The sequence below is a fragment of the Alteromonas profundi genome (assembly GCF_010500865.1).
GTDB classification, from domain to species: domain Bacteria; phylum Pseudomonadota; class Gammaproteobacteria; order Enterobacterales; family Alteromonadaceae; genus Alteromonas; species Alteromonas profundi.
Window position 1 is genome coordinate 1 of record NZ_JAAAWN010000035.1, and the last position, 25,961, is coordinate 25,961.

26 protein-coding genes are annotated in these 25,961 nt (G+C 44.3%); 9 read left to right on the plus strand and 17 right to left on the minus strand.

Annotated features, from left to right (window positions below; translation table 11 throughout):
• Positions 1-177 precede the first annotated feature (177 nt).
• Positions 178-1,383 (plus strand): hypothetical protein, encoded by a 1,206-nt coding sequence (locus tag GTH32_RS17775; RefSeq protein ID WP_163088300.1) that lies wholly within the window; start codon positions 178-180, stop codon positions 1,381-1,383.
• 99 nt (positions 1,384-1,482) lie between these two features.
• Here GTH32_RS17775 and ggt read toward each other — a convergent pair whose 3' ends face one another.
• Entirely contained in the window at positions 1,483-3,153 is a 1,671-nt protein-coding gene (gene ggt / locus GTH32_RS17780; RefSeq protein WP_163088302.1) for a gamma-glutamyltransferase, read from the minus strand.
• Positions 3,154-3,180: 27 nt separating this feature from the next.
• Positions 3,181-4,557, minus strand: coding sequence for a Na+/H+ antiporter NhaC family protein (locus GTH32_RS17785; RefSeq protein ID WP_163088304.1), 1,377 nt, complete (start codon positions 4,555-4,557; stop codon positions 3,181-3,183).
• A 258-nt stretch (positions 4,558-4,815) separates the two neighbouring features.
• On the opposite strand from GTH32_RS17785, the gene GTH32_RS17790 reads away from it, so the two are divergent.
• Positions 4,816-6,714: a glycoside hydrolase family 3 N-terminal domain-containing protein gene (locus GTH32_RS17790; RefSeq protein ID WP_246223312.1), complete on the plus strand. Its 1,899-nt coding sequence runs from the start codon at positions 4,816-4,818 to the stop codon at positions 6,712-6,714.
• The gene (locus GTH32_RS17795) at positions 6,714-7,757 is read left to right on the plus strand and encodes a mechanosensitive ion channel family protein (protein ID WP_163088307.1); all 1,044 of its coding nucleotides are present in this window, start codon (positions 6,714-6,716) and stop codon (positions 7,755-7,757) included. The genes GTH32_RS17790 and GTH32_RS17795 overlap by 1 nt, the downstream gene beginning before the upstream one ends.
• Positions 7,758-7,792: 35 nt before the next feature.
• On the opposite strand, the gene GTH32_RS17800 is transcribed toward GTH32_RS17795, so the two are convergent.
• Positions 7,793-8,980 (minus strand): exo-beta-N-acetylmuramidase NamZ family protein, encoded by a 1,188-nt coding sequence (locus GTH32_RS17800; protein ID WP_425482381.1) that lies wholly within the window; start codon positions 8,978-8,980, stop codon positions 7,793-7,795.
• 106 nt (positions 8,981-9,086) lie between these two features.
• Positions 9,087-10,022, minus strand: a complete 936-nt coding sequence (murQ, locus tag GTH32_RS17805; protein WP_163088311.1) for an N-acetylmuramic acid 6-phosphate etherase — start codon at positions 10,020-10,022, stop codon at positions 9,087-9,089.
• A 177-nt stretch (positions 10,023-10,199) separates the two neighbouring features.
• Between murQ and alr the strand changes: the two genes are divergently transcribed.
• Entirely contained in the window at positions 10,200-11,270 is a 1,071-nt protein-coding gene (alr, locus tag GTH32_RS17810) for an alanine racemase (protein WP_163088313.1), read from the plus strand.
• Positions 11,271-11,285: 15 nt separating this feature from the next.
• On the opposite strand, the gene GTH32_RS17815 is transcribed toward alr, so the two are convergent.
• Both GTH32_RS17815 and GTH32_RS17820 read right to left on the minus strand, forming a co-directional pair.
• Positions 11,286-11,954: a YitT family protein gene (locus GTH32_RS17815; protein ID WP_163088315.1), complete on the minus strand. Its 669-nt coding sequence runs from the start codon at positions 11,952-11,954 to the stop codon at positions 11,286-11,288.
• Between the two features lie 191 nt (positions 11,955-12,145).
• Positions 12,146-12,448: a hypothetical protein gene (locus GTH32_RS17820; protein WP_246223313.1), complete on the minus strand. Its 303-nt coding sequence runs from the start codon at positions 12,446-12,448 to the stop codon at positions 12,146-12,148.
• A 278-nt stretch (positions 12,449-12,726) separates the two neighbouring features.
• On the opposite strand from GTH32_RS17820, the gene GTH32_RS17825 reads away from it, so the two are divergent.
• The 3 genes from GTH32_RS17825 to GTH32_RS17835 all read left to right on the plus strand — a co-directional run bounded on the left by GTH32_RS17825 (position 12,727) and on the right by GTH32_RS17835 (position 16,055).
• On the plus strand, positions 12,727-13,845 hold the full coding sequence (locus GTH32_RS17825; protein WP_163088319.1) for a porin family protein: 1,119 nt from the start codon (positions 12,727-12,729) through the stop codon (positions 13,843-13,845).
• 18 nt (positions 13,846-13,863) lie between these two features.
• On the plus strand, positions 13,864-14,661 hold the full coding sequence (locus tag GTH32_RS17830; protein ID WP_163088321.1) for a substrate-binding periplasmic protein: 798 nt from the start codon (positions 13,864-13,866) through the stop codon (positions 14,659-14,661).
• Positions 14,662-14,789: 128 nt separating this feature from the next.
• Entirely contained in the window at positions 14,790-16,055 is a 1,266-nt protein-coding gene (locus tag GTH32_RS17835; protein ID WP_163088323.1) for an NRAMP family divalent metal transporter, read from the plus strand.
• On the opposite strand, the gene GTH32_RS17840 is transcribed toward GTH32_RS17835, so the two are convergent.
• From GTH32_RS17840 to GTH32_RS17850, 3 genes are all read right to left on the minus strand, one after another.
• On the minus strand, positions 16,047-16,514 hold the full coding sequence (locus GTH32_RS17840) for an SRPBCC family protein (protein WP_163088325.1): 468 nt from the start codon (positions 16,512-16,514) through the stop codon (positions 16,047-16,049). The two genes, GTH32_RS17835 and GTH32_RS17840, sit on opposite strands and share 9 nt — an antisense overlap.
• A 246-nt stretch (positions 16,515-16,760) precedes the next feature.
• Positions 16,761-17,423, minus strand: coding sequence for a DUF1275 family protein (locus tag GTH32_RS17845; protein WP_163088327.1), 663 nt, complete (start codon positions 17,421-17,423; stop codon positions 16,761-16,763).
• Positions 17,424-17,527: 104 nt separating this feature from the next.
• A complete protein-coding gene (locus GTH32_RS17850; protein ID WP_163088329.1) occupies positions 17,528-18,394 on the minus strand; it encodes an AraC family transcriptional regulator in 867 nt (288 codons plus the stop codon).
• A 157-nt stretch (positions 18,395-18,551) separates the two neighbouring features.
• On the opposite strand from GTH32_RS17850, the gene GTH32_RS17855 reads away from it, so the two are divergent.
• Positions 18,552-18,791, plus strand: a complete 240-nt coding sequence (locus GTH32_RS17855; RefSeq protein WP_163088330.1) for an RNA recognition motif domain-containing protein — start codon at positions 18,552-18,554, stop codon at positions 18,789-18,791.
• Between the two features lie 101 nt (positions 18,792-18,892).
• On the opposite strand, the gene GTH32_RS17860 is transcribed toward GTH32_RS17855, so the two are convergent.
• Complete coding sequence (locus GTH32_RS17860) at positions 18,893-19,576, minus strand: CPBP family intramembrane glutamic endopeptidase (RefSeq protein ID WP_163088332.1); 684 nt, start codon at positions 19,574-19,576, stop codon at positions 18,893-18,895.
• A 176-nt stretch (positions 19,577-19,752) separates the two neighbouring features.
• A complete protein-coding gene (locus GTH32_RS17865) occupies positions 19,753-20,211 on the minus strand; it encodes a MarR family winged helix-turn-helix transcriptional regulator (RefSeq protein ID WP_163088334.1) in 459 nt (152 codons plus the stop codon).
• A gap of 244 nt (positions 20,212-20,455) precedes the next feature.
• Here GTH32_RS17865 and GTH32_RS17870 point away from each other — a divergent pair, with 244 nt between their 5' ends.
• A complete protein-coding gene (locus GTH32_RS17870) occupies positions 20,456-21,163 on the plus strand; it encodes a siderophore-interacting protein (RefSeq protein WP_163088336.1) in 708 nt (235 codons plus the stop codon).
• Between the two features lie 30 nt (positions 21,164-21,193).
• Here GTH32_RS17870 and GTH32_RS17875 read toward each other — a convergent pair whose 3' ends face one another.
• From GTH32_RS17875 to GTH32_RS17900, 6 genes are all read right to left on the minus strand, one after another.
• On the minus strand, positions 21,194-21,490 hold the full coding sequence (locus GTH32_RS17875; RefSeq protein WP_163088338.1) for a hypothetical protein: 297 nt from the start codon (positions 21,488-21,490) through the stop codon (positions 21,194-21,196).
• Between the two features lie 224 nt (positions 21,491-21,714).
• Positions 21,715-22,923 carry an MFS transporter gene (locus GTH32_RS17880; protein WP_163088340.1) on the minus strand — a complete coding sequence of 403 codons (1,209 nt, stop codon included), beginning with the start codon at positions 22,921-22,923 and terminating at the stop codon, positions 21,715-21,717.
• Between the two features lie 463 nt (positions 22,924-23,386).
• A complete protein-coding gene (locus GTH32_RS17885; protein WP_163088342.1) occupies positions 23,387-23,716 on the minus strand; it encodes a DMT family transporter in 330 nt (109 codons plus the stop codon).
• A gap of 246 nt (positions 23,717-23,962) precedes the next feature.
• Positions 23,963-24,523, minus strand: coding sequence for a DUF4136 domain-containing protein (locus tag GTH32_RS17890; RefSeq protein ID WP_163088344.1), 561 nt, complete (start codon positions 24,521-24,523; stop codon positions 23,963-23,965).
• A gap of 372 nt (positions 24,524-24,895) precedes the next feature.
• Entirely contained in the window at positions 24,896-25,297 is a 402-nt protein-coding gene (locus GTH32_RS17895) for a VOC family protein (protein ID WP_163088346.1), read from the minus strand.
• A 111-nt stretch (positions 25,298-25,408) separates the two neighbouring features.
• Positions 25,409-25,654, minus strand: coding sequence for a DUF2164 domain-containing protein (locus GTH32_RS17900; protein ID WP_163088349.1), 246 nt, complete (start codon positions 25,652-25,654; stop codon positions 25,409-25,411).
• Positions 25,655-25,961: the final 307 nt, after the last annotated feature.

Genomic DNA, 25,961 nt, shown 5'->3' on the forward strand with positions numbered 1-25,961 from the left:
ATCAACTGCTTGTATCTCATGGTAACTACTCATGTTTTTTGGCGATTACAGAGTACCACCAACAGGCAGTTGATCTCTTCTCACCGTTTAACCATGAGTGGTGCACTTATTATCTGAAATCGGGCCTCCTCAATTTTCGGAAGTTTATTAAGCTTCCTACGTAAAGGGGCGTCTGGGGTGACTGACGCAGCGGTGAGTGGTTTTTCAAAGAATGAAGAAGAGAAGGCGAAAGTCTTTGCGAAAGAGACTGTGAGGGCGGTTCACGACGAAGTAAGAAAAGAATTTAATACGTCTGATTTAGATAGCAAAATCAAACAATATATTGATAAATCGACAGAATCACAGTTTTCTGCAAAAGACCTTCGCAAAGAACTAGAAACACTAATCAATGAAATAGAAGTGGAAGAGCAGTTTCCTACCGATGATTCAGGTATCGCCAAAAAGCTTATTCTCGATATTGCGGATCAGCGCCCCTCACTAGATAAAGAACAGAAGCAAAAATTATCTGACACGTTTGATGAGGTTAAAAAAACACTAGATGAAGGTGGTTCTAATAAACAAAAAGCTACGGCGTTATTTGATAGATTATCTCCCGGCGATGAAGAAAAAGGACAGCAGTACCGCAAGCAACTAATCAAATACTTAGACGAATCGGATCAAGAAACAGTAAACCCTGAAACCCTTGAAAAAGACTTGAACGCCATTTTTGATAACCCTAAAGAGGCTTACAGAATTCTGTCTAATCGCGCTTCAACGCTAGATCGTGACTCGCTTAAAGGACTTTTAGCCAATCACGATAAAATGAATAATGAAAAAGCTGAGCGAGTATTCAAGGCCTACGATTCAGCGGTTTCTTTCATTAAAAAGCAAACGGGTAAAGCATCAGATTCAGTGTCGAATTCCACTCAATACGATGAACAAGTAAGTAACCTCCCAGCGAAACGTTCAAAGGTGGAGCAACGCATACAAGCGTGGTTTGATAGATTAGATAGGCCCGAACTTCAGTATCGAAATGTAAAGAGTGACTTCATGGAAATTCTCGATAACCCAACCCATGCGCCAGAAGTTGTGGTAAACAGAGTTAAGCAAATGGATGAACAGTCACTTAGAGCACTTCTTACCAATAATAAGCGCCTTAGTGAGGAAGATATTGATAACTATATTGCGCAATTCAATGACGCGCGTAACTCGCTAGTGAAAAAATATGACGCGGTTAAAGCTGAAGCTGAAAAGCGGCTAACCGCGCTTAAAGAGGCTGCGCTAGCTGAAGCCGAAGGAGTAAGAGCCACCGCTGCGTCTGCTGCATGGTGGTTGTTTGCTAGCGCTGTGGTGTCACTAGCAAGTGCAATGCTAGCAGGGGTTGTTGCTACCAACTGGGTGTAATACCGATACGTTAGATAAAAATAAAAAACGGTAGGCCGTTAAAAAGGCCTACCGTTTTTTTAATGCCTATACTGCCACTAACACCATAGATAGAAGTGCTTAGTTAGGTCGCACTATGCTCTTGCCACGGCCACTTTTCTCAGAGGCGGCGTCTACACCCTCTTCGGTGCGCTTTATTAAGTGCACATCGCCAAATCTACGATCATCGATGGTGTAGCCCATATCTTGCAATTCACTGACGCTAGCGTCGGCAAAGCCAGGGTGCATGCGAATGGTATCTTTAGGTAATAACTGGTGGTGGAAGCGAGGCGCATTAACCGCTTCCTCGGCCGACATATCAAACAATAAAGCGTTAAGCAGCGATTGAGCTACAGATGAAATAATTGTAGTACCGCCTGGAGAGCCTGTAACGAGCACTACGTCATCGCCTTTTTTTACTAACGTAGGCGTCATTGAGGACAGCATGCGCTTATAGGGTTCAATAGCGTTAGCTTCGCCACCTACCGCGCCAAAGAAGTTTGGCACCCCCGGTTTCGCGCTAAAATCATCCATTTCATCGTTAAGCAAAAAGCCTGCGCCGGTTACTACTACACCGCTACCGAAGGTAAGATTGATAGTGGTGGTATTGGCCACCGCATTGCCCCACTTATCCATAATAGAAAAATGAGTGGTATCTTCACTTTCTGGTAACCCCGGCACTATGTTTGGCGTAGGCGAAATTGTACTTTCTTGTATTTCGTGCGCTCGTTTTTTAATGTAACTAGGCTCGGTAAGGGCTGCAACCGGAACGTCAATGAAGTCCGGGTCACCCATATATTCGGCCCTATCAGCAAACACCCGTTTTCCAATTTCAGACATTACATGGATATACTGGGTACTATTATGTTGCACCGGTGTATGTTTATCGCTGTAGGCATCCAGCATGCCTATCCACTGCGCTACCGCCACCCCACCTGAACTTGGCGGCGGCGCCGTAATTAGGGTGTAGTCATTCCAGGTAAATGCGAGGGGATCACGCCATACTGCGTGATACGCCTGTAAATCTTCATGGCTAATGAGACCGCCGTTTTGTTGCATAAAGCGCACAATTTTGTCAGCTACTTTACCCTTATAGAAACCGTCACTACCTTGGGTTTGTATTGCTTTTAACGTTTGCGCTAGTTCAGGCTGTACAAAAAGCTTCCCTGCTTTGGCGTGGGCAAAGTAGTCTACAAAGTTACTATGAAGCTTTTGTTCTTCTATCTTTTTTACATAGTTGGCTATGTTAGCGGCCAGTTTGTTAGGGACAATAAACCCTTCTTCTGCCAACGACACAGCAGGGGCGAGCAAGCGCGCCCATGGAAGGCTGCCATATTTTTGGTGTGCGGCCCACATACCAGCCACAGTGCCAGGAATGCCTGAAGCCTTGGCGCCAAACAGTGACTCATAGGGCTTTACGTTTCCTTGGCTATCTAAATACATGTCTCTGTGGGCGTTGGCAGGCGCCATTTCTCGGTAATCGAGAAATATATTTTCATTATTAAAGGCGATAGTCATAAAACCGCCTCCGCCTACATTCCCCGCCTCAGGAAGGGTAACGGCCAAGACAAACTGAGCGGCAATCGCGGCGTCAACAGCGTTACCTCCCTCTTCTAACACAGCCATAGCCGCGTCGGCACTAAAACTGTCTGGCATAGCTACCGCGTGTTGGCTTTGTATCGAGGTAGTATTGTTTTGAGCACATGCGGTTACGATAAAAACCGATAGTATTAGCAGATATTTTTTTATCATGTCATCAACCTTCCGAACGAGTGAAACTTAGCCAATCATCACAACACTGGCAATAAAGTAGGCAATAAGTGTTAGCCCTCCTGCAAACAGCGCATAAGGAAACTGGGTTTTTACATGGGTAAGCACATCACAACCTGCGGCGAGCGAGGAAACCGCAGTCGTGTCTGAAATAGGAGAGCAATGATCGCCGAATATGCCACCCCCTAATATAGCGGCAATAACCAAAGAAGGAGGTAAGCCAAGGGTTTGAATAAGTGGCACACCGATAGGGATTAAGATGGCAAATGTGCCCCATGAGGTGCCTGTAGTAAACGACATAACAGCACCTGCTATAAATAGCATAGGAACAATAAATACAATAGGTAAGTATTCACCAACTACGCCAGCCACGAAAACACCAGTTCCTAATACTTTTAGGCTGTTTCCTAAGGTTAAGGAAAGTAACACAATCGATACTAGTGGTAAGAGTTCTCCCATACCTTTAAAACCAATTTCGACGGCTTGTTGGTGGGTAAAACGTTTATGAAATAACAGCAATCCATAGGCTATAGCAGTGGCTAATCCTGTGGCATAAAGTACCGATTTGCTGCCACTACCTTGCGCTAATGACCCATCACCGGTCCAGAACATAAAGCCCACCATGCTTAGCACCATTACACTTAAGGGAACAAGCATAAAACGGGCTTTTGTTGCGGGCTCGCTGGTTTGTTCAGTGGTGGCTGCAGTGAGAGATTTTTCTTCTTCGGCCATAGGGCCATGAAGCTTATCTGTTGCAATGGTATAAGCCACAATAATAAGCGTAAATATAGCGTAGAAGTTGAAAATCACGCTGCCCCACAAAATAGAGGCAGAGGAGGCAGGTAACTCATAGGCATCGAGTAAACTTAATATAAAAGCACCCCACCCATTTAGTAGTATTAGAATACACACCGGTGCACTGGTGGAGTCGATAATATAAGCAAGCCGTGCGCGGCTCATATTGAATCTGTCAAATAGACCGCGGGCAAAAATACCGGCGGTAAGAACCGATAGATTTGACTCTATAAACACTGCAATACCCGTAAGCATAGTAAGGCTGCCTACCTGCTTTTTACTTTTAGCAACGCCTTTACTCACTAAGTAATTTACGGTGGCGGTGACACCACCAGAGTCGCGGATGAACGCCAAAAGTGCACCCACCAGTACGGAAAAAATAATTACGCGTGTATTACCGGGGCTAGAGGCGGTTACTACCACCCGTTCAATCGCGTTAATAGGAGCAAGAAAGCTAGTTTCTGGAGCTGTGGTAAAAAGAATCAATGCTTCTGCGCATAAAACCGCAAGCAACAAGGCTAAAATGACTTCTTTTTTCCAAAAAACGACAAAAATTGCCACTAAAGGGGGAATGATCGACACCCAGTCCATACTACTTTCCAATCGGTTATTATTAATTTGAAATCGGCCTGAACGCAAACGAAGAGAGGGTTTTCGGCCTATTGACGTTTTTTGTGGGTGTACTTTGTTTACAAGGGCGCACCTACAACTTAAGGTGTAAGCGTACCGTAATCTACGCAGTAATTACCAGAACATTGCCACGATTTTATTTTACTTTTTCTATTTTACTTTAAAGACCAATAATCGTGGTTTTTACCTGCGGCTCTTTCACTGACTAAGGTGTTATTTTTGAACCAGCGAATCTTCTCAATACTTGCGGGCGTCGTGCTGTACGCGAGCTTATATATGACACTAACGGGTATAGCAAACCTTGCCGTCGCTCAGCCGCTTACCGAGCAGCAGGTAAGCCGCATGGTAGGGCAACGGATTATTTTAGATATGCGTTATTTCTGTGAACAGGTAAGCAAAGGACAAACCTGCCAAACGCCTGTTACTGAATTACCTGAGGCGCTAAAAACCTTATTGGTTGAGCATAACATTGGCGGCGTAATTCTGTTTTCAGAGAACATTAAAAGCCCACTGCAGCTGGTGGAACTCAACTTTTCTCTACAATCGGCTATGATTGAGGCGGGAAAGCCGCCGCTTATTATTGCGGTAGACCAAGAAGGGGGAAGAGTTGCTCGTCTGCCAAGCGAAATGCTTACCTCGTTTGCCGGTAATCTTGCCATCGGCGCCACCTTTCACCGTCACGGTAGCGCATTTGCGCAAAACGTTTCTCAAGGGATCGCCCGGGTACTTCGCCCGTTAGGCATTAATACAAACTTCGCACCCTCGGTAGATATAAACAGTGAACCTCGAAACCCAGTAATTAATGTTAGAAGCTTTGGCGAAAACCCTGAACAAGTAGCAGCGTTAGGAGAAGCGTTTGTAGCTGGGTTACAACATGAGGGCGTAATAAGCGCTATCAAACATTTTCCTGGTCACGGCGATACCCATGTTGATAGCCACAGCGGTTTACCACAAGTGACCCATACTGCCAAACAGGCGAATAGGGGAGACTTGTTGCCTTTTCGGCAAATTATCAATAGCGCCACGCCCGCCGCTATGGTGATGAGCGCACATATCCAATACCCATCACTTGACGATAGCCAGATCACTGATGTTCACGGTCGTTCACAAACTGTGCCCGCTACCTTATCACGAAAGATTTTACATACCTTACTACGCGACCAAATGCGGTATAAAGGCGTAGTAGTAACCGATGCACTAGACATGGCAGGAATTGCGAAATTCTTTTCCAAAGAAGAGGCGACGCTTCGCGCTTTTCAAGCGGGGGCCGATATTGCGCTTATGCCATACACCATACGTTCATCGCAAGATATCGCGGGCTTTAAGCAGTTTTTCGACAATGTTGTAACGCGCATAAAGTTAGGCGAGGTAAAAGCGGATGAAATGCGCCTTACTGCACAACGCATAACGCAGCTAAAAAATACCTTCTCCTTACGAGAGTATTATGAAAAAGGGCTTGCTTGGTGGCAAAATGAAATTCAAGACCGCCAATTCCACGCGCGAAATCAAGATATTGAAAAAGCGCTTTCTCTGGCGGCGACCACCCTATTATACGGGGGCGAGAAATTACCTGTTAGCGACAAAAAATGGTTAGCGGTAATGCCAGACAGTGTTCGCTGTTATGCACTAAATAATGCGGTAGCCGCCTTAACCCCCGATACCGAACTTGCTTGTATACCCCTTACCGTGTTGCCGGCTAAACAAACCATCAAGCGGTTGATGGCACAAGCAAATGTACTGCTTGTCGGTGACATTACTCCTTTGCATGCGGTGTATGAAATGGCTAACTTTGATAGCCCAAGTGATGTGAAAAAGCGCATAAACCAAACGGCGAGACACGGGTTTATAATGTCACTAATGAAAACGGCAAAAAAACAACATAAAAAAGTGATATTCGCACCGCTAAGAATGCCTTACATTGCCCAAACCTTTCAGCCGGTTAGCGATATTGGTATAGCTACTTTTAGCTATAATGTTGGTTATCAACCCGGTATGGTAGACAGCGTTCACAGTGCTGCTATTGATGCACTTGTGCGCACCTTAATTGGCACTAACGTGGCAAGTGGCGCCTCGCCGGTGAAATGGCAGCCGCCTCTCCATCACAAACCGGAAACTTAATGGACAGTATTATTCACGTTTTCATACCTTTTTTGCCGTTACTTGTGGCCGTCAGTTCGGTGGTGGTTATTCTTAGCGCCCTGCACTATTGGTTGCTTGCAAAGCCTACGCATTTAACCCAACAGCAGAAGCTGCCTCGGCAAGTAGGTTTGTTAGTGCTTACTATTTCTGGCCTGCTGGCAATCGCCATGAGTCTGCCGGTTAGCGAAAGTACACGCAATCAGGTGATAGCGCTTATTGGCGTGCTGTTGTCAGGAGTTATTGCGTTTTCCTCCACCACAATGGTGGGCAGTTTAATGGCTGGATTAGTTTTACGGGTGAATAAACCTTTTCGAGTGGGGGACTTCATTAAAGTAGAAGGATACAGTGGGCGGGTGGCTGAAATGGGGTTACTGGATACTGAAATTCAAACCGAAACCCGCGAGCTTATTGCTTTTTCAAATACCTATATGGTGAACACGCCGGTGACGGTGACTCGAGCTTCTGGCGCTATTGTATCGGTAGATTTAAGTTTAGGTTACGACTTACATCATAGTATCGTAGAGCAACACTTGCTTAGCGCCGCGAAGCAAGCTGAGCTTAACGAACCATTTGTACAAGTTGTTGCACTAGGCGATTTTTCAGTAAGCTATCGGGTGGCTGGGTTACTTACGGAAGTAAAGAGTATGCTAAGCGCTCGTTCTCGCTTACATAAAGCGGTTTTAGACACGCTCCACGGCGCTGGTATTGAAATCGTATCCCCAACCTTTATGCATCAACGACCGCAGCAAGAGGGGGTTGCTATGATACCCACCGCCTCTTTTAGCCCCCCGCAGGCTGTGGCACCAAAAGACACAAACAATAACCCAGAGTCACTGGTATTTGATAAAGCCGAGCAGGCAGAAAAGGAAGTGAAAAGCCGTGAAGCCCTAACCGAACAGATAACGCAGTTAGAAACCCACATTTCTCATGCCGAAGGGGAAGAGAAAGCGCAGCTAAAAGCCAAGCACGAGCACCTCGTTTTGCAGCTAGAGGCGCTTAACACTCCGCGAGAGGATGAATAAGCAAGCGTTACATAGAGCGAGTCACTTTCCCTTTCTTACTTTAAACGCGCATCGTTGTGGGCAGGCGCATGTAATGGGTACAATAAGTAAGGCGCTCGTTGTTTTTTAAATGCAGCTAAGTCGGCTTGCCAACTGGCGCGAATTTCTTGTGCACTCTTTCCCGCTTTAATTTGTTCACGTAATTGTGAAGAGCCAGCTAATTTGTCAAAGAACGCCCCTCGGGTAAAAAAATTCGCGTTATTTGCAGCAAACGTCTGATACACCTGTACCCATAATTCTGGGGAAAGCCCTGTTACATCTTGCCTTGTTAAGTATCTGGCAAATATACGGGTGTTTTGATGCTTGGGTGTAGGGGCCGCCGCGGTGGATTTTATGGTAGCCCTGCTATCGCCTAGCGTTATAGTAGGATGACCTATCAGCTGAAATGGCGTAGCCGTACCGCGACCGATGCTGACATCTGTTCCTTCGAAAAAACAGAGAGTAGGGTATAGTGCTACTGAAAGGGCGTTAGGCAGGTTCGGGCTAGGTGCTACAGGTAACTTATAAGGTTTTTGTTTATGGTAGTGGGTCACAGGTACAACAGACAGGTTTAACCTATCCGCACCATCAATCCATCCTTCACCTTTAATCATTAGCGCAAGTTCACCTAGCGTCATGCCGTGTAATACAGGAATAGGATGCATGCCAATGAACGATTGGAAATCCATAGATAAGGTGGGGCCATCAGTAAAAGCACCGTTAGGATTGGGTCTGTCCAAAACTATAACCTCAACGTCATGTTGGGCCGCGGCTTCTAAAACATAATGCAACGTGCTGAGGTAGGTATAAAAGCGTACGCCTACGTCTTGTAAATCAAACACGATAACGTCAATGCCTCTGAGCATTTCCTTAGTCGGTTTTTTTGTTTTTCCATACAAAGAGTAAATCGGCAGCCCTGTGGCGCTATCTTTGCCATCGTCAATAATAACGCCAGCACCTTTGTCTCCACGAAACCCATGTTCAGGCGATAAAATACGCACAATGTCCACCTCTTTGGACACTAGCACATCGACTAAGTGCTCTTTCGCGGACACCACGGCGCTTTGATTTACCACCATGGCCACTCGCTTACCGGCAAGGCCAGGAAGGTATTGCTCAAACTGCGCTGCACCCACGTTGTTTAGTTGGGCCTCGTTTGTATAAGCGCGAGGCGACACTGTTGCTGATAGTGCGCCGCTTGCCATGCATAAGAGCACAGCAGGTAGGCAATAAAAAAGCCGTATGCCGGTGTGGTTTAGCAACCATTTTAGATGAGTAAATAAGCGCATAGCTACTGCCAATTTTGGGGTTTTAATTTTCAGCCGCATTACGTAAATAGCCTTGATGTTGTTGTAATTTATCAAGGGCCGTTGCTGAATCGACTTGAGTAAGCAGCATTAATATCGCCACTTTTACGTTATTGTTGGCAGCGCGAAGAGTATTTAGTGCCAGGCGTTCGTCGCAGTCGGTAGCTTGCATTACAATACGTAACGCTCGCGCGTTTAGTTTATCGTTAGAGGCGTTGACATCAACCATCAGGTTCTCGTAGGTTTTGCCTAACTTAATCATGGTGGCGGTACTTAGCATATTTAGTATTAACTTTTGCGCAGTACCTGATTTCATGCGCGTAGAGCCTGTTAGAGCCTCAGGGCCTACAATAGGGCATATTGCAATGTCTGCGTGATCAAAAATTACTGCATTTGGACTACAGGCCACAGCCGCAGTACGACAGCCCAACGACTTCGCATAGGCTAAGGCGCCGCTAACATAGGGGGTTCGGCCACTTGCTGATAGGCCCACGATTGTATCTTTTGCGGTAATGCCAATGGCGAGAAGATCTTCTTGCCCTGCAACAGCATTATCTTCAGCGCCTTCTACCGCATGCTGAATTGCTTTTTCCCCACCCGCTATAATGCCTACCACTAAGGTGTCGGGCACGCTAAATGTGGGGCGACACTCTACGGCATCTAACACACCGAGTCGGCCACTAGTACCGGCACCTAAATACACCAACCTACCGCCTTGCTTAATGCTTGAGGTGGCTGCATCTACCGCTTGCGCGATGGCGGGGATAACCTTAGCCACCGCTGGGGCCACTTTGCTGTCTTCATGATTAATTCGGGCCAACATGCCCTCAGTAGACAAGGTGTCAATATCCATGGTTGCTGGGTTTCGGCCCTCTGACACAATACGCGCTAAGTCTTTGGCAAGCTTGTTAATGTCTTTGTCAGACGCGGGTGATTGCATACCTATACCTTTAATGAAAGAAAACGGGATAATGATGCCCCATTGTAGTTCTAATTGTAATGAAAAATCATCTTACCTAGATGTGTAAAAGATAATTTTACGAGTTGGAGAATTTGATCCCATGTAACTCGTGTTACACTACCTGCCTGCATTATACGGAAGGAACACCTTGCGCTCGTGAGCCGACAAACCCAAGCTATTATTCATGCCGATGCCATTATTCAAAACTTCAAGGTATTAGCGGCACTTGCTCCCCACAGCCAGTCTATGGCAGTTATTAAAGCCGATGCATATGGCCATGGCGCAGTTAACGTGGCGCGTATGTTAAAGCATGTATCTCCCCGCTTCGCGGTAGCTATCATTGAAGAGGCTATTGCGTTAAGGCACGCAGGCATTACTGCGCCTATTATAGTGTTAGAAGGGGCCCACCAGCGTAAAGAATGCGAAATGGCGGCAGCCCACAACTGTATTTTGGTAACCCACAACGAACAGCAATTGTCATGGATAAAGGCCTGTGCGGTGGCCGAGCGTCCCCAGGTTTGGTTAAAGGTCGATAGCGGTATGCACCGACTGGGTTTTTCGATTGATGATGTTGAAGATATTTTGCACAAGTATAAACACGCTGGAGTGTTGAACGATAACTCTGTATTAGTTACTCACTTAGCCTGTGCTGACGACAATGAAAACCCGTTCACTGAGCGCCAGATCGAACGTTTTATGCAGCTTGCCAAGCGTACTCACTTAGGTGTTAGCGTGGCCAATTCTCCCGCCACCATTCAATGGCCTGAAAGCAGAGGTTGTTGGAATCGTTTAGGCGTAGCAGTATATGGCGGTTTTCGTGAAACATCGCTTTCTCTTGCGCCCGCTATGACGTTACGTAGCAGCATAATTGCGTTGCGTCAGGTGCCCAAAGGTGAGTCGGTGGGCTATGGACAAACGTGGACTGCTCAGCAGAACAGTAAAATAGCCACAGTAGGAATAGGCTATGCCGATGGTTATCCTCGCCACTGCCCTAATGGCACGCCTGTGGCGGTAAATGGTCAACCAGCCAGCCTCGCCGGCAGAGTCTCGATGGATATGATCACCATAGATGTAACCCATCTTCCTAATGTAGCTATAGGTGATTCTGTGGAATTATGGGGCGAGAATGTCAGCATAGGGGAGGTGGCTGAAGCCGCCGGCACTATTGATTATGAACTTATGACCCGAGTATCAGCCCGGGTCCCGCGTATCGTTAAATACAAATAACCTGTAGCCAGTTTACTAGCTGTTTTGTGGGTGAAGTTCTGGGTCTATCGCGCGATCACGCTTTTGGTTTCGGTTCTTGTCGCCCGCTACGGGAAAGTAACGTTCTGGACGGTGGTTCAGTGAAATCACCATGTTCAAGCAGAATGCAGCAAGAATAGAAATCAACACTAGATAGCCGTCAATAAAATACAGGGCACTGATTAAGATTGTACTGTCGACGGCAAGCTGAAAGGTACCGGCACGTATATTGAATTTATTTTGTAGGTAAAAGGCCAAAATTCCCAATCCACCTAAGCTAGAACTATGGCGAAACATTATTAGCATACCCACACCTATTAGAATACCGCCAAATATGGCAGCAAAAAATGGGTTAACGTGGCTAAGGTCAACAAACGCAGGGATCTGCTCAGTTAAAATAGATACCGTAGTAACGGATATAAACGTATTTATGGTGAAGCGTTTGCTTATCTGCGTCCATGCCAATGCATAAAACGGCAGGTTAATTAAGAAAAACAAAATACCGAAATCTAAATCTATTGAATGCGTTGCTAGCAGAGCGAGGCCTGCTGCACCGCCAACCATCAAATCTTGCGATTGAAACAGAAATACCCCAAACGCAACAAACAAGCCTGCACTTACTAAGGCAAAAATATCCTCAATGACACTGTGTGTTGTTTTTTGCATAACAAGAACTTGGGTTGAGAAAACATGACGTAATTATACGTTTACAACAGCTAAGGTTATAGCGCAGAGGGCTTATCTAAGTTGGCGCTTAAGCAACAATGGTATGGCTGACTTTACGAGTTTTATCAGTGAGGTGAACGTACTGTTGATGATATGTAAACGGTGCACCAAGTTGGGGCCATTAGACACCCTTATTCTACTGCGGAAAACACCACTATGTCTTGCTTATTGAATTCAATTCGGCAGCTCATCATACCCATATGTAGAGGGCTGTAGGCGTTTATACGGCTTCCGTTTGCGACAAATTGGGTGTCGTAAAGCATAAGCTCGGCAGTATTTAGCTGACGCTCAACACTTTTTTTACTCACGCCGGGCTGGAAGTTATCGCACAGAACGATGACTTCTCTGCGAGCTTCAATCCAATAAAACGTAAAGGCAACTAAAATGGCAATGGCTGCAATAGCAATAATATCAGCCAATATTGAGCGTTTCATAGCCTGCAATTTAAATACCTCGTGTACATATGGTTATGCTTAGCGCAGTTTACTAAGCGAAACTAGCAAATCAATGTGTAGTTTACTGGATTACTCATTCTGATTATTATTCTTTACGTAAGTTCACTCCCTATATAGTGTTGTTTATGTGCAATAGGTGCATTGAAAATGATCCTTTTGTAAACTTTACTCTATCTATTCACTAATAACGGATTAATTATGATGTTAGCCTGAGCCTCTTTGCCCAGCTATATCAAGATTGATGTACAGGATGAGGAATGAAAAAATTACTGTCGGTACTTTCCCTAACGGTACTTAATGCAGGTTATATGAGTAGCGTTAAGGCCGAATCACTCCCCTTTACCCTTTCTGGGCATGTTCGTGTTAACTATGGTCATCAGGACTGGCAATTACCTGAATTCAGGGATGGCTTCGAGTTCGAATCATTCAAGTTAGGGGTGGCGGGCAGTTCAGATAAGTTCAGTTACAAAGCTGAATATCGCTGGTATGAAAACACCGACTTTGACACGATCCGCTTTGCTGATGTTACCTACCATTATGACGAACAAACTGAAATTACCGCAGGTATCACGCAAACGCCGTTTGGCTTGCAACCGTTCGGGAGTAATAACTTTTGGTTTTCGGTGAACTATTATCTTGGCTTTGAAGATGATTACGATGCGGGTGTGAAAATTAATCATCAGCGTGGCGACTGGGACTTTCAAGCCGCGTATTTTATGAATGATGAGTATAACGACGCGGCGGAGTTTGGTCGATACTCCTTTGATGTGGCTGACGATGGCGAATATCGAAACAAAGAAGATGGCCAGTACAACGTACGCGCTAATTACACCGGCAGGTTTATACGTGGTGCCACCACAGAAATGGGGCTTTCCTACCAATATGGTAGTATTTTAAATATTGATACCCTAGATGATGGTCATATGAGCGCTTATGCTGCTCATCTTCGCCATACCCAAGGCGATATAAAAGTTGAGCTTCAATATATAAACTATGAGTACGACTTAGCTGTACCCGAAGGGCAACTCGACGACCGTATTGCCCTATCGTCATTTACGTTTCCATTTTTGGCCGCCGCCGATGGCGAAACCTATTCAGCCAACCTAGTTTATTCTGTGCCTTATAAATTTGATGAAATCGAGTCAGTGACGTGTTATTCGGAATACAGTGTGGCTGAAGGTGAAGACAGCAGTGGTAAAAACTCCTCGCAATGGATAAACGGGTGTAGTTTTGGATGGAATAAGTTGTTTGTGTATGTAGATAGTATTCAAGGGCGCAATATGTGGTTTTCAGGAGGCCCGGGCATTGGACTCGATTTAGGCGGGCGTCAAGAAACCACGCACAGACTCAATATTAACCTTGGCATTTATTTTTAGCCGACTAAGGAGCTGAACATGCGACTTCTGATAACGCTTACTTTTTTACTCGCACTTATCCCGTTTCAAAGCCATGCTCACGCATGGCTAACGTTAAAAATTGCTACCACCGATTATGCACCTTATACCTCTAGTGACATGCAGCACAATGGGTATATCAATCATATTATCCAAGATGCATTTCTTGAAGTTGGGGTAGAGGTTGAATTTGTAACCTTGTCCTGGGATGAGGCGCTCGAAGCGAGTCTTAGCGGCGAGTATGATGCGGTGTCATATGGAAATTTCGTGCGTTCACGTGAAGATGAGTTCTTTCACAGTAAGCCTATCACCGCAGAAAATTTGGTTTTTTACGTGAATGACGCCTCGGGCCCAAAAACATGGCAAGAGCTCAACGACTTTTCCTCGTTTACCATGGGGGTAACAAAAGGGTATCTCTATAATGATGAGCTTAGTCGTTATATTAAAACCCAAGACAATGTAGAGACAAAAGATAATGATATGGCCAACTTACAAGGCCTAATTGAAGGGGATATTGATATTTTTCCTATAGATGAACTCACAGGTTGGTATTTACTGCAGCGTGAGTTCTCGGCACAAGAACGTGAAAATGTAATGCCCATTCAGCCCTATCTATCTACCGTTACCACGCATTTACTTGTCCCTAAAGACAGAAATAACAGTCAATTAGTGTTAGAGCTGTTTAATAAGGGGTTAGAGGAGCTTACGTTAGAAGGGAAATTAACCCGCTTCAAGCGCTTACTCAAACAAGGTTACTACCAGCATCCGCAGAAAAAAGTTAACTTTGATAGACGCTAATTTTCAGTCGTTATAGGGTTAAAAAGGTGAGCATTGCTCACCTTTTTTGCGCTACCATAGCGCACCCTTTGTGCGCATACCTATAACACTGAACTAGGTAGCAAAAATCAACTTATCAAGAGGTTAGCTTGGAACAGAATTCACCTGTTACGTGGTGGGCACGTGTAGTAGCAGTTGTGCGTCTATTAGGCCCAGGTGTATTAATGGCAACCGCAGCTGTGGGAGGAAGCCATCTTGTGGCATCAACTCAGGCAGGCGCTAAGTTTGGCTGGCAACTTGCCCTGCTTATTCTTGTTGTGAACATACTGAAGTATCCCTTTTTTCGCGCTGGGGTAAGCTACACCATTAGTACCAAACAAACCCTACAGCAAGGATACCTTGAAATGGGCCGAGGGTACTTAACCTTGGCCTTGGTACTAAATATGCTCGCATCTGTGGTGAATGCCGCAGCCCTGTTATTATTTGCCGCTTCTTTACTTGCCTATTTCATTCCTTTTGATATCGCTATTGCTGTTAGCGCAGCAGCCATACTTGGCGCTATTTTATTTATCTTGTTGGCGGGGCATTTTGAGGCGCTCGATAATGTAGCAAAAGCCATTATGGCGATTTTAGTAGTAGCTACCGTAGCGGCATTTTCGATGGCTCTATCTAACGGCGCAGTCAAAAGTGATGACTATGTATCTCCTTCACCATGGACAATGGCGACACTGGGCTTCTTAGTGATCACTATGGGCTGGATGCCTGCCCCAATTGAGATATCCAGTATTACGTCGCTATGGTTAAAGCGCCAATGCAAGGGGCAAGATGTATCGCCGAAAAGTGCGTTGTTCGATTTTAACTTAGGCTATGCAGTCACTACGTTGTTAGCGTTATTGTTTTTGGGGTTAGGCGCACTTGTACTTCACGGAGGATCAGAAACCCTTGCGACTAACGGTATTGGCTTTGCTCAGCAGTTAGTAGGTTTATATGCCAATACTATTGGTAGTTGGTCGCAATGGCTTATTGCGTTGGTGGCGTTTCTTTGTATTTTTGGTTCCGCTCTTACCGTATACGACGGTTATGCGCGGGTGGTTGCGGAAGCCGTCTCGCTACTGGTGGAAAAAACACCTCATCAGCACGCATTCGTTACGCCTGTTCTGCTTATTATGTCTATCGTAAGCTTTGCTATCGTATTGTTTTTCAAGTCAGCCCTTCTTGCAATGCTCGGGTTTGCTATGACACTGGCGTTTTTAACCACGCCGGTATTTGCATGGCTAAATCATCGCCTTGTTAAGCAACAACCTTTACATCATGACGCTAAAGCGGGGGTATTAGTTACCCTTTTAAGCTATGTAGGGCTGCTTTATTTGTTTGGTTTCTTAGTCTTATTTATTTGTTGGAAATGGTTAGGGTAGCATTCGGTGTTCGACAGCAACTTTAATATCCTCTAAGTCTTGAATAATAATGTTGCCTAGAGATTTTTTCGCCATCCAACTGGTTAGTACCCACATAATTTTCGCCGGCCAACTAATGGGTTGGCAATGAAAGTCCATGGTTAAACGCGTGCCCTCAGAAATTGGCGTTAGTGTTATTTTCGAGTGGTAAACCGAGCCATGACTTTCCGCGCGAGTGGCGTAAAACTGGGGTGGGCTTGCCTCGGTTACCCAAATGGTTTCTAGCGCATCTTTGCCCATAAATTCACGGGTTTCTCGCCATTTTAAGCCTACAATATTAGGGCCATCTGCTGGTGTTATTATGTCGACACGTTTGATACCTGAAATAAATTTATCGGCATTTTCAACGTCGGTAACAACACGCCAGACTAAGTCAGCCGCAGCCACTATTTCTATCGATTGCGAAGAAATTAACGCCATAGGGACTCCTGTCGTAAGACTATTACTGACTCGCGCGGTGTAGTATCCGGTGCTTTGGTATACTCATTAGTATGTCTAGCCAGTCTTGTTTGCGCTTACGCTTTTTGAGGTGGTGTCTATACAGAATTGTAGTTTAATTACAAATAAAGGCAGCATTAATGAAAGATAAAAGTGAAAAAACTAACGCCAACACGTAGCCGCGGTTTTATCATCAAAGCAGGGAGAGGAAACGCGCCTACCCATGGTTTAGGTTCGGTGACGATGGGAATATAGCCGATAGGCTGCAGCCATTACAGTGCAAATGAAGGCGGGTAGGAGTAGCTCCATAAACCCAAACTGAGCGTAAAATAATGCCCCTACGGTGCCCCCGCATGTAAACCCTAAAATGATAAATACAAACAGTTTGGCTTTACGTTTATCAAGGGGTTCGCCACGTACAAGCGCACCAAACATTAGGCCAAGATCGGTGAAGATACCCGTAACATGGGTGGTTCTTATGATAGCGCCGCTATAGGTTGTCGCCAGCGCATTTTGAAGACCGCACGCCGCAGAAGCTAAAAAGTGGCCGTAGAATGAACCGCTAATTAATAACCAGGCTGAGGCAATTAACAATAGTGATTCAAGCACCAGTGCCGTATCGTAATGACGACCGAGTTTTAAGGTGGAATCGTGCAACAAAAATCCGGCGATAGAGGCACCAAATAAAAAGGAAATTAGTACCCCGAGTAAATTAAACAACCTGTCAAACGCAGGGGTTAATATACCTGTACCTAAAAGCGTTGCCGTACCTGACAAATGCGAAACTGATTGATGTTCAAAGCCAAGTAATCCAACGGCATTAACGCATCCAGCGGTTAATGCCAGTATAAATGCCCCCACTTCTACCCACCGAGGTAACCGTGAAATCACTCCTTTTTTACTCCTTCCATTCTACACAACAGACGCACTTATCGCGTTATATACCCACTGGGTTGTTACAACTAGAGGGTAACTATGATCTTACCATAACAGGCTTACTGAATGGGGAGGTAGATATCCGTGATCATCTCACTTTCTAATACCTCAGGAAAAAAGCGTACGCGTTCAAAAAAAAGCGGAAAGTCGCGAAGCTCAAAATCACTTTGCGACAACCACTCGCCGTACAAGTAGTTTACAGCAAGACCAATGGTGTCATCACTGCCAACATGTCTGATCTTTGCGCACAAACCCGCTGGAATACTATCAACTGTCACATCGGTATCGTTAGTGTCTATAGAACGAGGTAACGAACAGGCTAAACCAAGACGAAACTCATCGGCAGGCGTAGCGGTCGGATCGTCATAGAGTAAATTAAATGTTTGGCTTTTATTTGGGGGGAGCTGATTAGCTTTTCGCCAAGCGATAAATTTTTGGATTGTTATCCCTAAGCGCTGCATTGCCCCCTTATGTACCATTACCGCAATAGGGGTATGGGGAAAGGTCACCGTTTGTACTGTGTAGTCCATATTATCGCTCATGATCTGATTCCTTATGTGTAAAATAGGCGCATAAGTGACTTGCCAGGCTTCCCAATTTGGTGATTGCCTAAAGTCGGAGGGTGTTTGTTTAAAGTGTTTCTTAAAGCCTCGAGAGAACGCCTCATGACTGTCATAACCACTGCTAAGTGCAATATCTATTATTCTACTATCATTTCGGTACGCCAGTTGATAAGCGGCACGCTTTAGACGAAGTAACCTAACAAGAGTAATAAGTGAAACACCAAAAAATACCGAACACTGTCGATGAAAGTGGTACTTCGACACCTGTGCATAGGCACATAACTCATCAATATTTAAATCTGTATCTAGGTGAGTATCGATATAGTCTAAAATTTTGATACATCGGGCTTGATAGGTGGCCATGGTGTTTTTCTCCTTAGAGGCTCAATAGTAACCCTAAACGAGATATGGCTCTTGACCAAAGTTGCGCATTGTTACTGTTTTCTAATTAACAATATAACTTGGTTTAGTGGTGGATAACTGAGACACTTGCACAGCAATTTATCATAGGCAAAATAACATGAAACTTTTAGTACGCAATCTTGCGCGCACCACCTCAGAACAAGACATTCAAGCTCATTTCTCTACTCACGGAACCGTTGCTGAGTGCAATTTAGTTTTAGATCAGCAAACGGGCCTATCAAAGGGGTTTGCATTTGTGGAAATGCCCGATGAAAAGGATGCCCGAACAGCATTGAAGCGTTTAAACCAAACCCGCTTTCAAGACAGCACTATTCGGGTAAAGCTTGCGCAAAGCTAGTACTGCAAAATAAAACCTCTTCATAGAGAGAGCTACCTACCCCAATAATTACTTAGCAGGGATAGGTGGTGCTAACGTTTAAAAAATGCATTTTTTAAACGTTAGGCCCGCGGTTTTTTCGCTACGTAGGCAAGCACTCCTGAATACACATCCATAAGTATATGGGCGATGATAGCAACCAAAATGCTTTCAAAATATAGGTAGATACCGCAGAACACCACACCTACGAAAGCAGTTTTGATAACATATTTCCAACCAAGATAAAGGTGCCAAAGCCCAAATATAAGACTGCTGCCGATAATAGCCGCTATCCATCCTGCCTGCTGTTCAATGAAGTCATATAGATACCAGCGGAAAATTAATTCTTCACATACGCCAGCGGTTACTGACACCAATAGAGTAAATAGCAAAAGCTCTGTGCGTGAATCAGGGAGTAAATCACTAAGGGCGCCTCCGCCATCTTCAAATGACTTTACCACGTGTAGCCGCACGTCTTCATTTTTATGAATAGACCAAAGTACAAACTTCAGATAGCCAATAAATACAATAAATATAAAAATTGCAAGATAGCTTTTCCATTCTTGCGCGGGGAGGTAGTGAGGCGGACTAACATTCAACACCCCTTTAAAAAAACAGAACAACAGAAATAGCGCAACCATCCACAACATGGTTGCGCTCTTTATATATTCAGCACTTTTCGTTTCGAATTTATATTTTTCTAATATGATATCGGCTAATGGAAATAGTAAAACTATCAAAAGTAACGCAATTTCAAGTGCATGCATATCGATCATCCTTGGTAAAGCAAGCGTTGCTAAAAAGCAAACCTGAGCGACATTCGTAGTTTCTATCTAGCCGCTTTTTATTATGAAGCGCGCTGGTGATTGGCGGCTTGTTTTAGTATTTAGGGCACAACATAGCATAATTCAGTTAAGCAAGGTACGCCGTGCGGGCTAGGCGCTTAGGAGTCCGCGCAACCTTTTCCTACGCTTTCTGCTTGTTGTAAGTTATCAAGCATCTTATGTGCGACATCGAAAAACGTTTTCATGTCGTTTTCTCCAATACCTTGCGTCATAGTTTGTTCGGCGTGTATCGCTAAGGCAGATAAACTCGCCTGCATCTTTTCGCCAGTCGTTGTTAACGACAACAACTGACTACGTTTATCTTCTGGGTTGGGCACTTTTTCAACAAACCCTTGTTCCATTAAGCCATTAACAAGGCGGGTAATTTGCGCCTTATCCCTGTGCATGAAACTCGCTATATCTAAAGCGGTACAAGGCGAACGCCGGTGGATAATTTTCATCACTCTTACTTGCATGGGAACCAGACCCACAGCTTCAACCTCTAACTGAATAGCGAGTTGTTTTTTTACCGCGTGGGCTAAAAGTCGTGTGGTTTCTACCGCGCTCTTCTCTGCCATGAATAACTCCAAAAGTCCAATTTGTTGACAATGTCAACTATTTTGTATTATAGTAGACATTGTCAACTATATAGGGGTGGCCGCGATATGCAAGTTAAAACTATGTCGCTTGATTGAAAGGTAGGAGAAGGTGCGCCTCTCTTACTCGTTGTCCTCCTTGGTTGGGTAGGACTCCCGCAACAATACCGGGAATTACGTTAAATCTGCCAACCTTCTTCAATAGCTAACAGTAGGTGATATTGATATGAAAATGCGAATGACACAAGTTGCAAAAATAGAAGATTTGGGGCCGCATATGCGCCGCATTACGCTTACAGGCGACGATTTAAACGACTTCCCTCTCGAACAAGAGAGCGCACACTTCAAAGCCATCTTTCCTCAACCAGGGCATAGCAAACCCAAACTGGGTGCGTATCCAGGTTTTAAAAAATGGATGCGCTCTTACACTATTCGCGCTTTTAACAATCAGACAAAGGCGCTTACGGTAGATTTTGCAGTTAACGATCATAAAGGTTTGGGTACCAACTGGGCGAGTAACGCTAAGGTAGGCGACTACTTAGGAATAGCAGGCCCAGGTGATACAAAGCATACAAATTATCATGCAGACTGGCACCTATTAGTGGCCGATCTTACCGCATTACCAGCGGCGGCAGCAGTGTTAGAAAGGTTACCGGCAGAGGCAAAAGGCACCGCAGTATTACAAGTACCAACAGAACAAGATAAACAAGTTATTCACGCGCCGAAAGATATAACAGTTAGGTGGGTAATTAACCCCGATTTAACCAAAAATGAGTTATTAAATGCGGTGCAAAGCATATCGTGGTTGCCCGGTGAACCCGCTATTTTCATAGCAGGTGAAATTAGACAGGTAAAAGCAATCAAACGCTATGTGCAGGATATGCCAGGTTATAGCAATGAACAAACCTACTCATCGGGTTACTGGAAAGCCTAATACGTGTGGGGAAATTTTAAGCAACCCCTACTATTGGTAGAGACTTTGAGGCTTTTTTATTACCATCTTGTAGGAAAAATAAATACTAATAATAGGGCAAATAAGCAGTGCTTTGTAAGCAAAGGTTTTCGGGTAAGTATCGGGAAGTAGGTAGCCTAACAAGAGGGCAAATACAACCGAGCTTATTGCTAAGGCACTAAATACAACCAGTGAATAGAAAACAATTAAAGGCAGACTATGCTTTTGTGAAAGAAAAACGGATTGAATAATTTTGTATCCACTAATGAAAAACAAAATAGTTACCAGGTTAGCTAACGCTAGGTCCATCTTAATGTCCTTTGATTATTGTCTATAACGCCGTAAGTACCTCACCCCCCAAGAGCGATAAAATCTATCTCGGGGGCATGGTTTGTTCCAACCTTAAGCAATCTTTAGCCACAAATTATTAAACCTGTGAATGTGGTTAAACAGACAGATTAAGAAAGATAAAGTTTAGCCAATGATGTCGTTTTTTATCGTACACACTACACCAGTTATATCACTTGGTTTGTTTATTTCAAACGCGAAAGTTTTTCCCCGCTTGTGATTTTAGCTGCAAAAAAGAGGTGATAAGCAATCGCTACGGCCGATAAAACAAAACCAAATGCGGTCACTCCGCTCCAGCCCCAAATACTCATTACTTTTACACCAGCTGCAGAACCGGTAGCCGCAGCTATATAATAGCCCAGCATATACACGGCATTCATTCTGCTTTGTGCATCAGGATCTATTGAAAAAAACCTTACTTGGTTGGGAATTTGAGCGCCAAAGACCCCTAAATCAAGCAGGATGATACCCACAATTAAACCTATCAGGCTATCGCCCCAAAAAGCCAGCACGGTAAATGAAGAGGCAATAAGAAATAGCGCAACTGCAATAAGGCGCTCCGGCCCCACGCTGTCAACTAAACGACCTGAGAGTTTTGCTCCGAATATCCCGGCCAAACCAACTAAACCGAACATACCTGCCTGCTGAATATTAAAGAAGAAAGGAGCGTCTACCACATGAATAGCTAAGGTTGCCCACATTGCGTTAAACGCCGCAAACCAAAGTGCACCTGTAAAAGCGGAAGCGCGCAACAAGCGATGCTTTTTAAGTAAGCTAAACATAGAGCCAATAAGAGCAATATAGCTTAGCGACAACTTTGGCTGGTGAGCAGGCAAGCTTTTACGCAACATAACACCAAAAATTGCCGCGAGTACGGCCGCTACGAAGAAAACGGAACGCCAGCCAAAGTACTCGGCAATAGAGCCACTAATGGTTCGTGAGAGCAAAATTCCAATCGTAAGCCCCGTCATTAAGGTACCCATTGTTTTTCCTCTGGTTTGTTTGGTTGACAAAGCTGCACCTAGAGGAATGAGTTGCTGTGTAATATTTGCCCCTAACCCTATCGCGAACGATGCAATAATTAACACAGCAAAATTTGGCGCTAGGCAAACGGCCAATAGGGCTAACGTTAAAACGAAAGACAAATAACTAATAAGACTTCGTCTCACCATGGTATCGCCTAATGGCGATATAAGAAGAATGGCAAAGGCATACCCCAACTGAGAAGCGGAAGGGATTAAGCCAATGGCACCATCACCCACCCCAAAGCTTTCACCAATAGCCGGAAGTAAAGGTTGGTTATAATAAAGGTTTGCCACGGTGGCGGAGATTGCCACAGCCATAAGCAATAATAGTGGTGTAGAAAGTGCTTTAGTCTCTGATGTATACGCCATTGTTAATTTCTCTTTTATATTGATGCCCATCGCTATCATCACGCGAATTGGGTAGATTCGACGTGATAGGCAGTATCAAGCCAAATTGGCAGGACTGCCGTCACCGTTTTCGCTTTAGAAAAGGAAACCTGGTTTGTGGCGGAATATTCATACCGCTTTGTATTAGGCAAACTTGGCTACATTAGCCTTACGCGAAGCAGGCAATATAAAGGTGAGTGGTTAATAATAGAAATGTTATTATTTTTCTTTATTTATGCTGAAAGTGGATAAATGGACAGCTGCTAGGACGCTCTCTGAGGTTTTTATCGATGTACATAACCTCTGATTTACAGCTAAGGGTGCACACACTGTTTAGCCGATAAAGCTCTGCTCCCGAATTGCGCTTGTAGCGTTCGCCCTTCATGAATTTTGCTCGATAAGCTAACTATGCTGGCGTTATAAACGTTGTTTGCGATGCTATGTCCTAATGTACAACGGAATTGGAAAATACATTCATTACTATTACGCCCGATATAATAAGCGTCATTCCGATAATGGCGGGAGTATCTATCTTTTGATTAAAAGCAATAAAACCCACGGCTGTTATAAGTACAACGCCTAAGCCAGACCAAATAGCGTACGCAATGCCTACGGGTATTGTTTTTAGAACAAGAGAAAGGAAATAGAACGCAACGCCATAGCCCATAACAACACCGATGGTTGGAATAGGTTTTGTAAACCCAGCAGAGGCTTTTAAAGCACTTGTACCGACAACTTCTGCAACAATTGCTATTGCTAAATATAAGTAACTCATTCCTTTCCTCGTTAAATATGATGACGGTTGGATATTAAATAACAATACAGTACAAACCGAGTTGCCACGTATTTATCATCGTATTTTAGATGAAGGAAACAAGTCTTCAATAACGCAGTGAAAGAACAACAGCGCTGCTATTATGGCAGGGCTCACATTTAAAGAAAGAGCAATGGAAGCCGTTTTCAGAGCAAGTGCGCAGGTTAAAGTGCATACGCTCGCTACTTCTGTAGCTCATCACGGTGCTTACCTCACTATCCCATCTTTCGCAGGATAGGGCTCCAATAGCGATGTCACTAGTGAAGTGAGCTTTTTCTGTATAGTAATACTGTCTTTTTCATCAATCTCAGTACTACCCACAGCGCTATAAATAAACTCTCCTTCTTTGACTATATCAACTTGTAGATTTTGATACTGGCTAACCTGTTCACCCACTGGCACACTGAAAATGCTACCTAACGAGATCCCCCCAGAGCGTCCAAACGCCCCCGTACCTAAACCAAAGCTGATAGATTTTCCGTCTTCTTTTAAGGCAGTAGAAGGGTAAAATAGAACTGTTACATCAGCCTCGCCACTTTCTACCGGTGTAAGGCCTTTTTGCATCAGTAGGGTGTTAATAGTTGAAACCATGTAATTAGTGATAGTTGCGCTGGTGGCGTTTTCTGGAGGCTGTATATAAAATGTGTTTATAGCATCAAAGTTTTGCTCTTCACTGATGCTAATTTGCGGCTTATTGGATGCACATCCTGTAACCACAAGTAACACGGTTACGAATATTAGCCATTTAAATGTGGTAGCACCTTGCATGATAGTTTCTCGTTATCAGGGAATAAATGCTTATACGTACAGTAATACCTGGCTGGATCGCTCAAAAGACATTAATAACAAAGTGTTGTAACAAACCCTTGCTTTTAGGGTAGCCGCTATTTTTGAACAGCCTACTTCCTACCACTAATCACTAGGTACTTTATTACTCATCCTAAAGCATTTTAAAAGTTTGAGGAAAGTACTTATAGCCGATAGTACCCCAGTCAATCAATACAGCTAAAAGGGTTATTATCACTAAAAATCCAATCGTAGATATAACGATAATTTGATACATAATATAACCCTTTCTGTAATGAAAATACTATGGCAATTTAACCATGAGCCTTAGGCTGTAATGTGTTACGTTGCGTGTTATTTCGCCTGCAGTAAATCCCATTTGTTCCCATATAGGTCTTCGAATACCACTACAGTGCCGTATTCTTCTACCCGTGGTTCTTCGTTAAACACCACGTTATTTGCCTTCATTAGTTCATAGTCACGCCAAAAGTCATTGGTGTGTAAAAATAAGAAAACACGGCCGCCGCCCTGGTTGCCGATTGCTTGTGTTTGTTCATCAGAGCTCGCCTCGGCTAAAAGTAAATGGGTACCGTTTGAGTTCGGCGGAGAAACCTGCACCCAACGTTTACCCCCGCCTAGGTCAATATCTTCAATCAACGTAAACTGAAGTTTTTGCGTATAAAAAGCGATAGCATCATCATAGTTTTCGACAACGAGTGCGATACTTCCGATTTGCTGTTGAACTGGTATAGACATGCATAATTCCAAATAGCGTTAAAAACGCGATTCTACACTAAGCTACTATGTGAATAGAAAGGGCGAAATGTAGAAATAAGTGACTCAATGGATGTGAGGCGCTTATCATGCCTAGCGAGTTTCCTTTTCAATAGCGTAAAGGTCATCGTCAATGGCTTGTACACGGTTTTCGAATACCTCCCTTGCATCATGCAGACCGCGGTTATAGTAATACGCCCCTAACTCTTTTGAGACAAAATCTAACAGAAATTCAGCGTCAAATTGCCCTAACTCCTGGGATAGCTCGTTGCCAAAATAGGTCTGAAGTTTTAAAACCATTTCGTCTTTTTCTTGTTTTGTGAATTTTATTTCAGACATTTATTGCAAGCTCCTCGCTGTGTACCTTTTCGTTAAAACCAGCCCAAAAGCCTTGTGTCATCTGTTGCACCTATACGCTGGTATTGTGCTTTGTGTTATTCATGCTAACCAGAATTTTTCTAAGCAAGTAAACACAAGAATTATTGCTAGGTTTTAGTATCCATTCAAAGCGCGAATATCTAGGGAAGATGCGAATAAGTCTCTAATGTGAGATCATAGCTGCATAGTAAATCACAGCCATTACCGCTCATGAACCAACAGTTTACCTTCGCCGATAGTGAGTTTTCCAGCAAGCGCCGCCAGACCC

Excerpts from the sequence above, each read along its gene's own strand:
- ggt (WP_163088302.1), bottom strand. The coding sequence starts at position 3,153 with ATGATAAAAAAATATCTGCTAATACTATCGGTTTTTATCGTAACCGCA.
- GTH32_RS17785 (WP_163088304.1), bottom strand. The coding sequence starts at position 4,557 with ATGGACTGGGTGTCGATCATTCCCCCTTTAGTGGCAATTTTTGTCGTT.
- GTH32_RS17795 (WP_163088307.1), top strand. The coding sequence starts at position 6,714 with ATGGACAGTATTATTCACGTTTTCATACCTTTTTTGCCGTTACTTGTG.
- GTH32_RS17800 (WP_425482381.1), bottom strand. The coding sequence starts at position 8,980 with ATGGCAAGCGGCGCACTATCAGCAACAGTGTCGCCTCGCGCTTATACA.
- murQ (WP_163088311.1), bottom strand. The coding sequence starts at position 10,022 with ATGCAATCACCCGCGTCTGACAAAGACATTAACAAGCTTGCCAAAGAC.
- GTH32_RS17815 (WP_163088315.1), bottom strand. The coding sequence starts at position 11,954 with ATGCAAAAAACAACACACAGTGTCATTGAGGATATTTTTGCCTTAGTA.
- GTH32_RS17820 (WP_246223313.1), bottom strand. The coding sequence starts at position 12,448 with ATGAAACGCTCAATATTGGCTGATATTATTGCTATTGCAGCCATTGCC.
- GTH32_RS17825 (WP_163088319.1), top strand. The coding sequence starts at position 12,727 with ATGAAAAAATTACTGTCGGTACTTTCCCTAACGGTACTTAATGCAGGT.
- GTH32_RS17830 (WP_163088321.1), top strand. The coding sequence starts at position 13,864 with ATGCGACTTCTGATAACGCTTACTTTTTTACTCGCACTTATCCCGTTT.
- GTH32_RS17840 (WP_163088325.1), bottom strand. The coding sequence starts at position 16,514 with ATGGCGTTAATTTCTTCGCAATCGATAGAAATAGTGGCTGCGGCTGAC.
- GTH32_RS17850 (WP_163088329.1), bottom strand. The coding sequence starts at position 18,394 with ATGGCCACCTATCAAGCCCGATGTATCAAAATTTTAGACTATATCGAT.
- GTH32_RS17855 (WP_163088330.1), top strand. The coding sequence starts at position 18,552 with ATGAAACTTTTAGTACGCAATCTTGCGCGCACCACCTCAGAACAAGAC.
- GTH32_RS17860 (WP_163088332.1), bottom strand. The coding sequence starts at position 19,576 with ATGCATGCACTTGAAATTGCGTTACTTTTGATAGTTTTACTATTTCCA.
- GTH32_RS17865 (WP_163088334.1), bottom strand. The coding sequence starts at position 20,211 with ATGGCAGAGAAGAGCGCGGTAGAAACCACACGACTTTTAGCCCACGCG.
- GTH32_RS17870 (WP_163088336.1), top strand. The coding sequence starts at position 20,456 with ATGAAAATGCGAATGACACAAGTTGCAAAAATAGAAGATTTGGGGCCG.
- GTH32_RS17875 (WP_163088338.1), bottom strand. The coding sequence starts at position 21,490 with ATGGACCTAGCGTTAGCTAACCTGGTAACTATTTTGTTTTTCATTAGT.
- GTH32_RS17880 (WP_163088340.1), bottom strand. The coding sequence starts at position 22,923 with ATGGCGTATACATCAGAGACTAAAGCACTTTCTACACCACTATTATTG.
- GTH32_RS17885 (WP_163088342.1), bottom strand. The coding sequence starts at position 23,716 with ATGAGTTACTTATATTTAGCAATAGCAATTGTTGCAGAAGTTGTCGGT.
- GTH32_RS17890 (WP_163088344.1), bottom strand. The coding sequence starts at position 24,523 with ATGCAAGGTGCTACCACATTTAAATGGCTAATATTCGTAACCGTGTTA.
- GTH32_RS17895 (WP_163088346.1), bottom strand. The coding sequence starts at position 25,297 with ATGTCTATACCAGTTCAACAGCAAATCGGAAGTATCGCACTCGTTGTC.
- GTH32_RS17900 (WP_163088349.1), bottom strand. The coding sequence starts at position 25,654 with ATGTCTGAAATAAAATTCACAAAACAAGAAAAAGACGAAATGGTTTTA.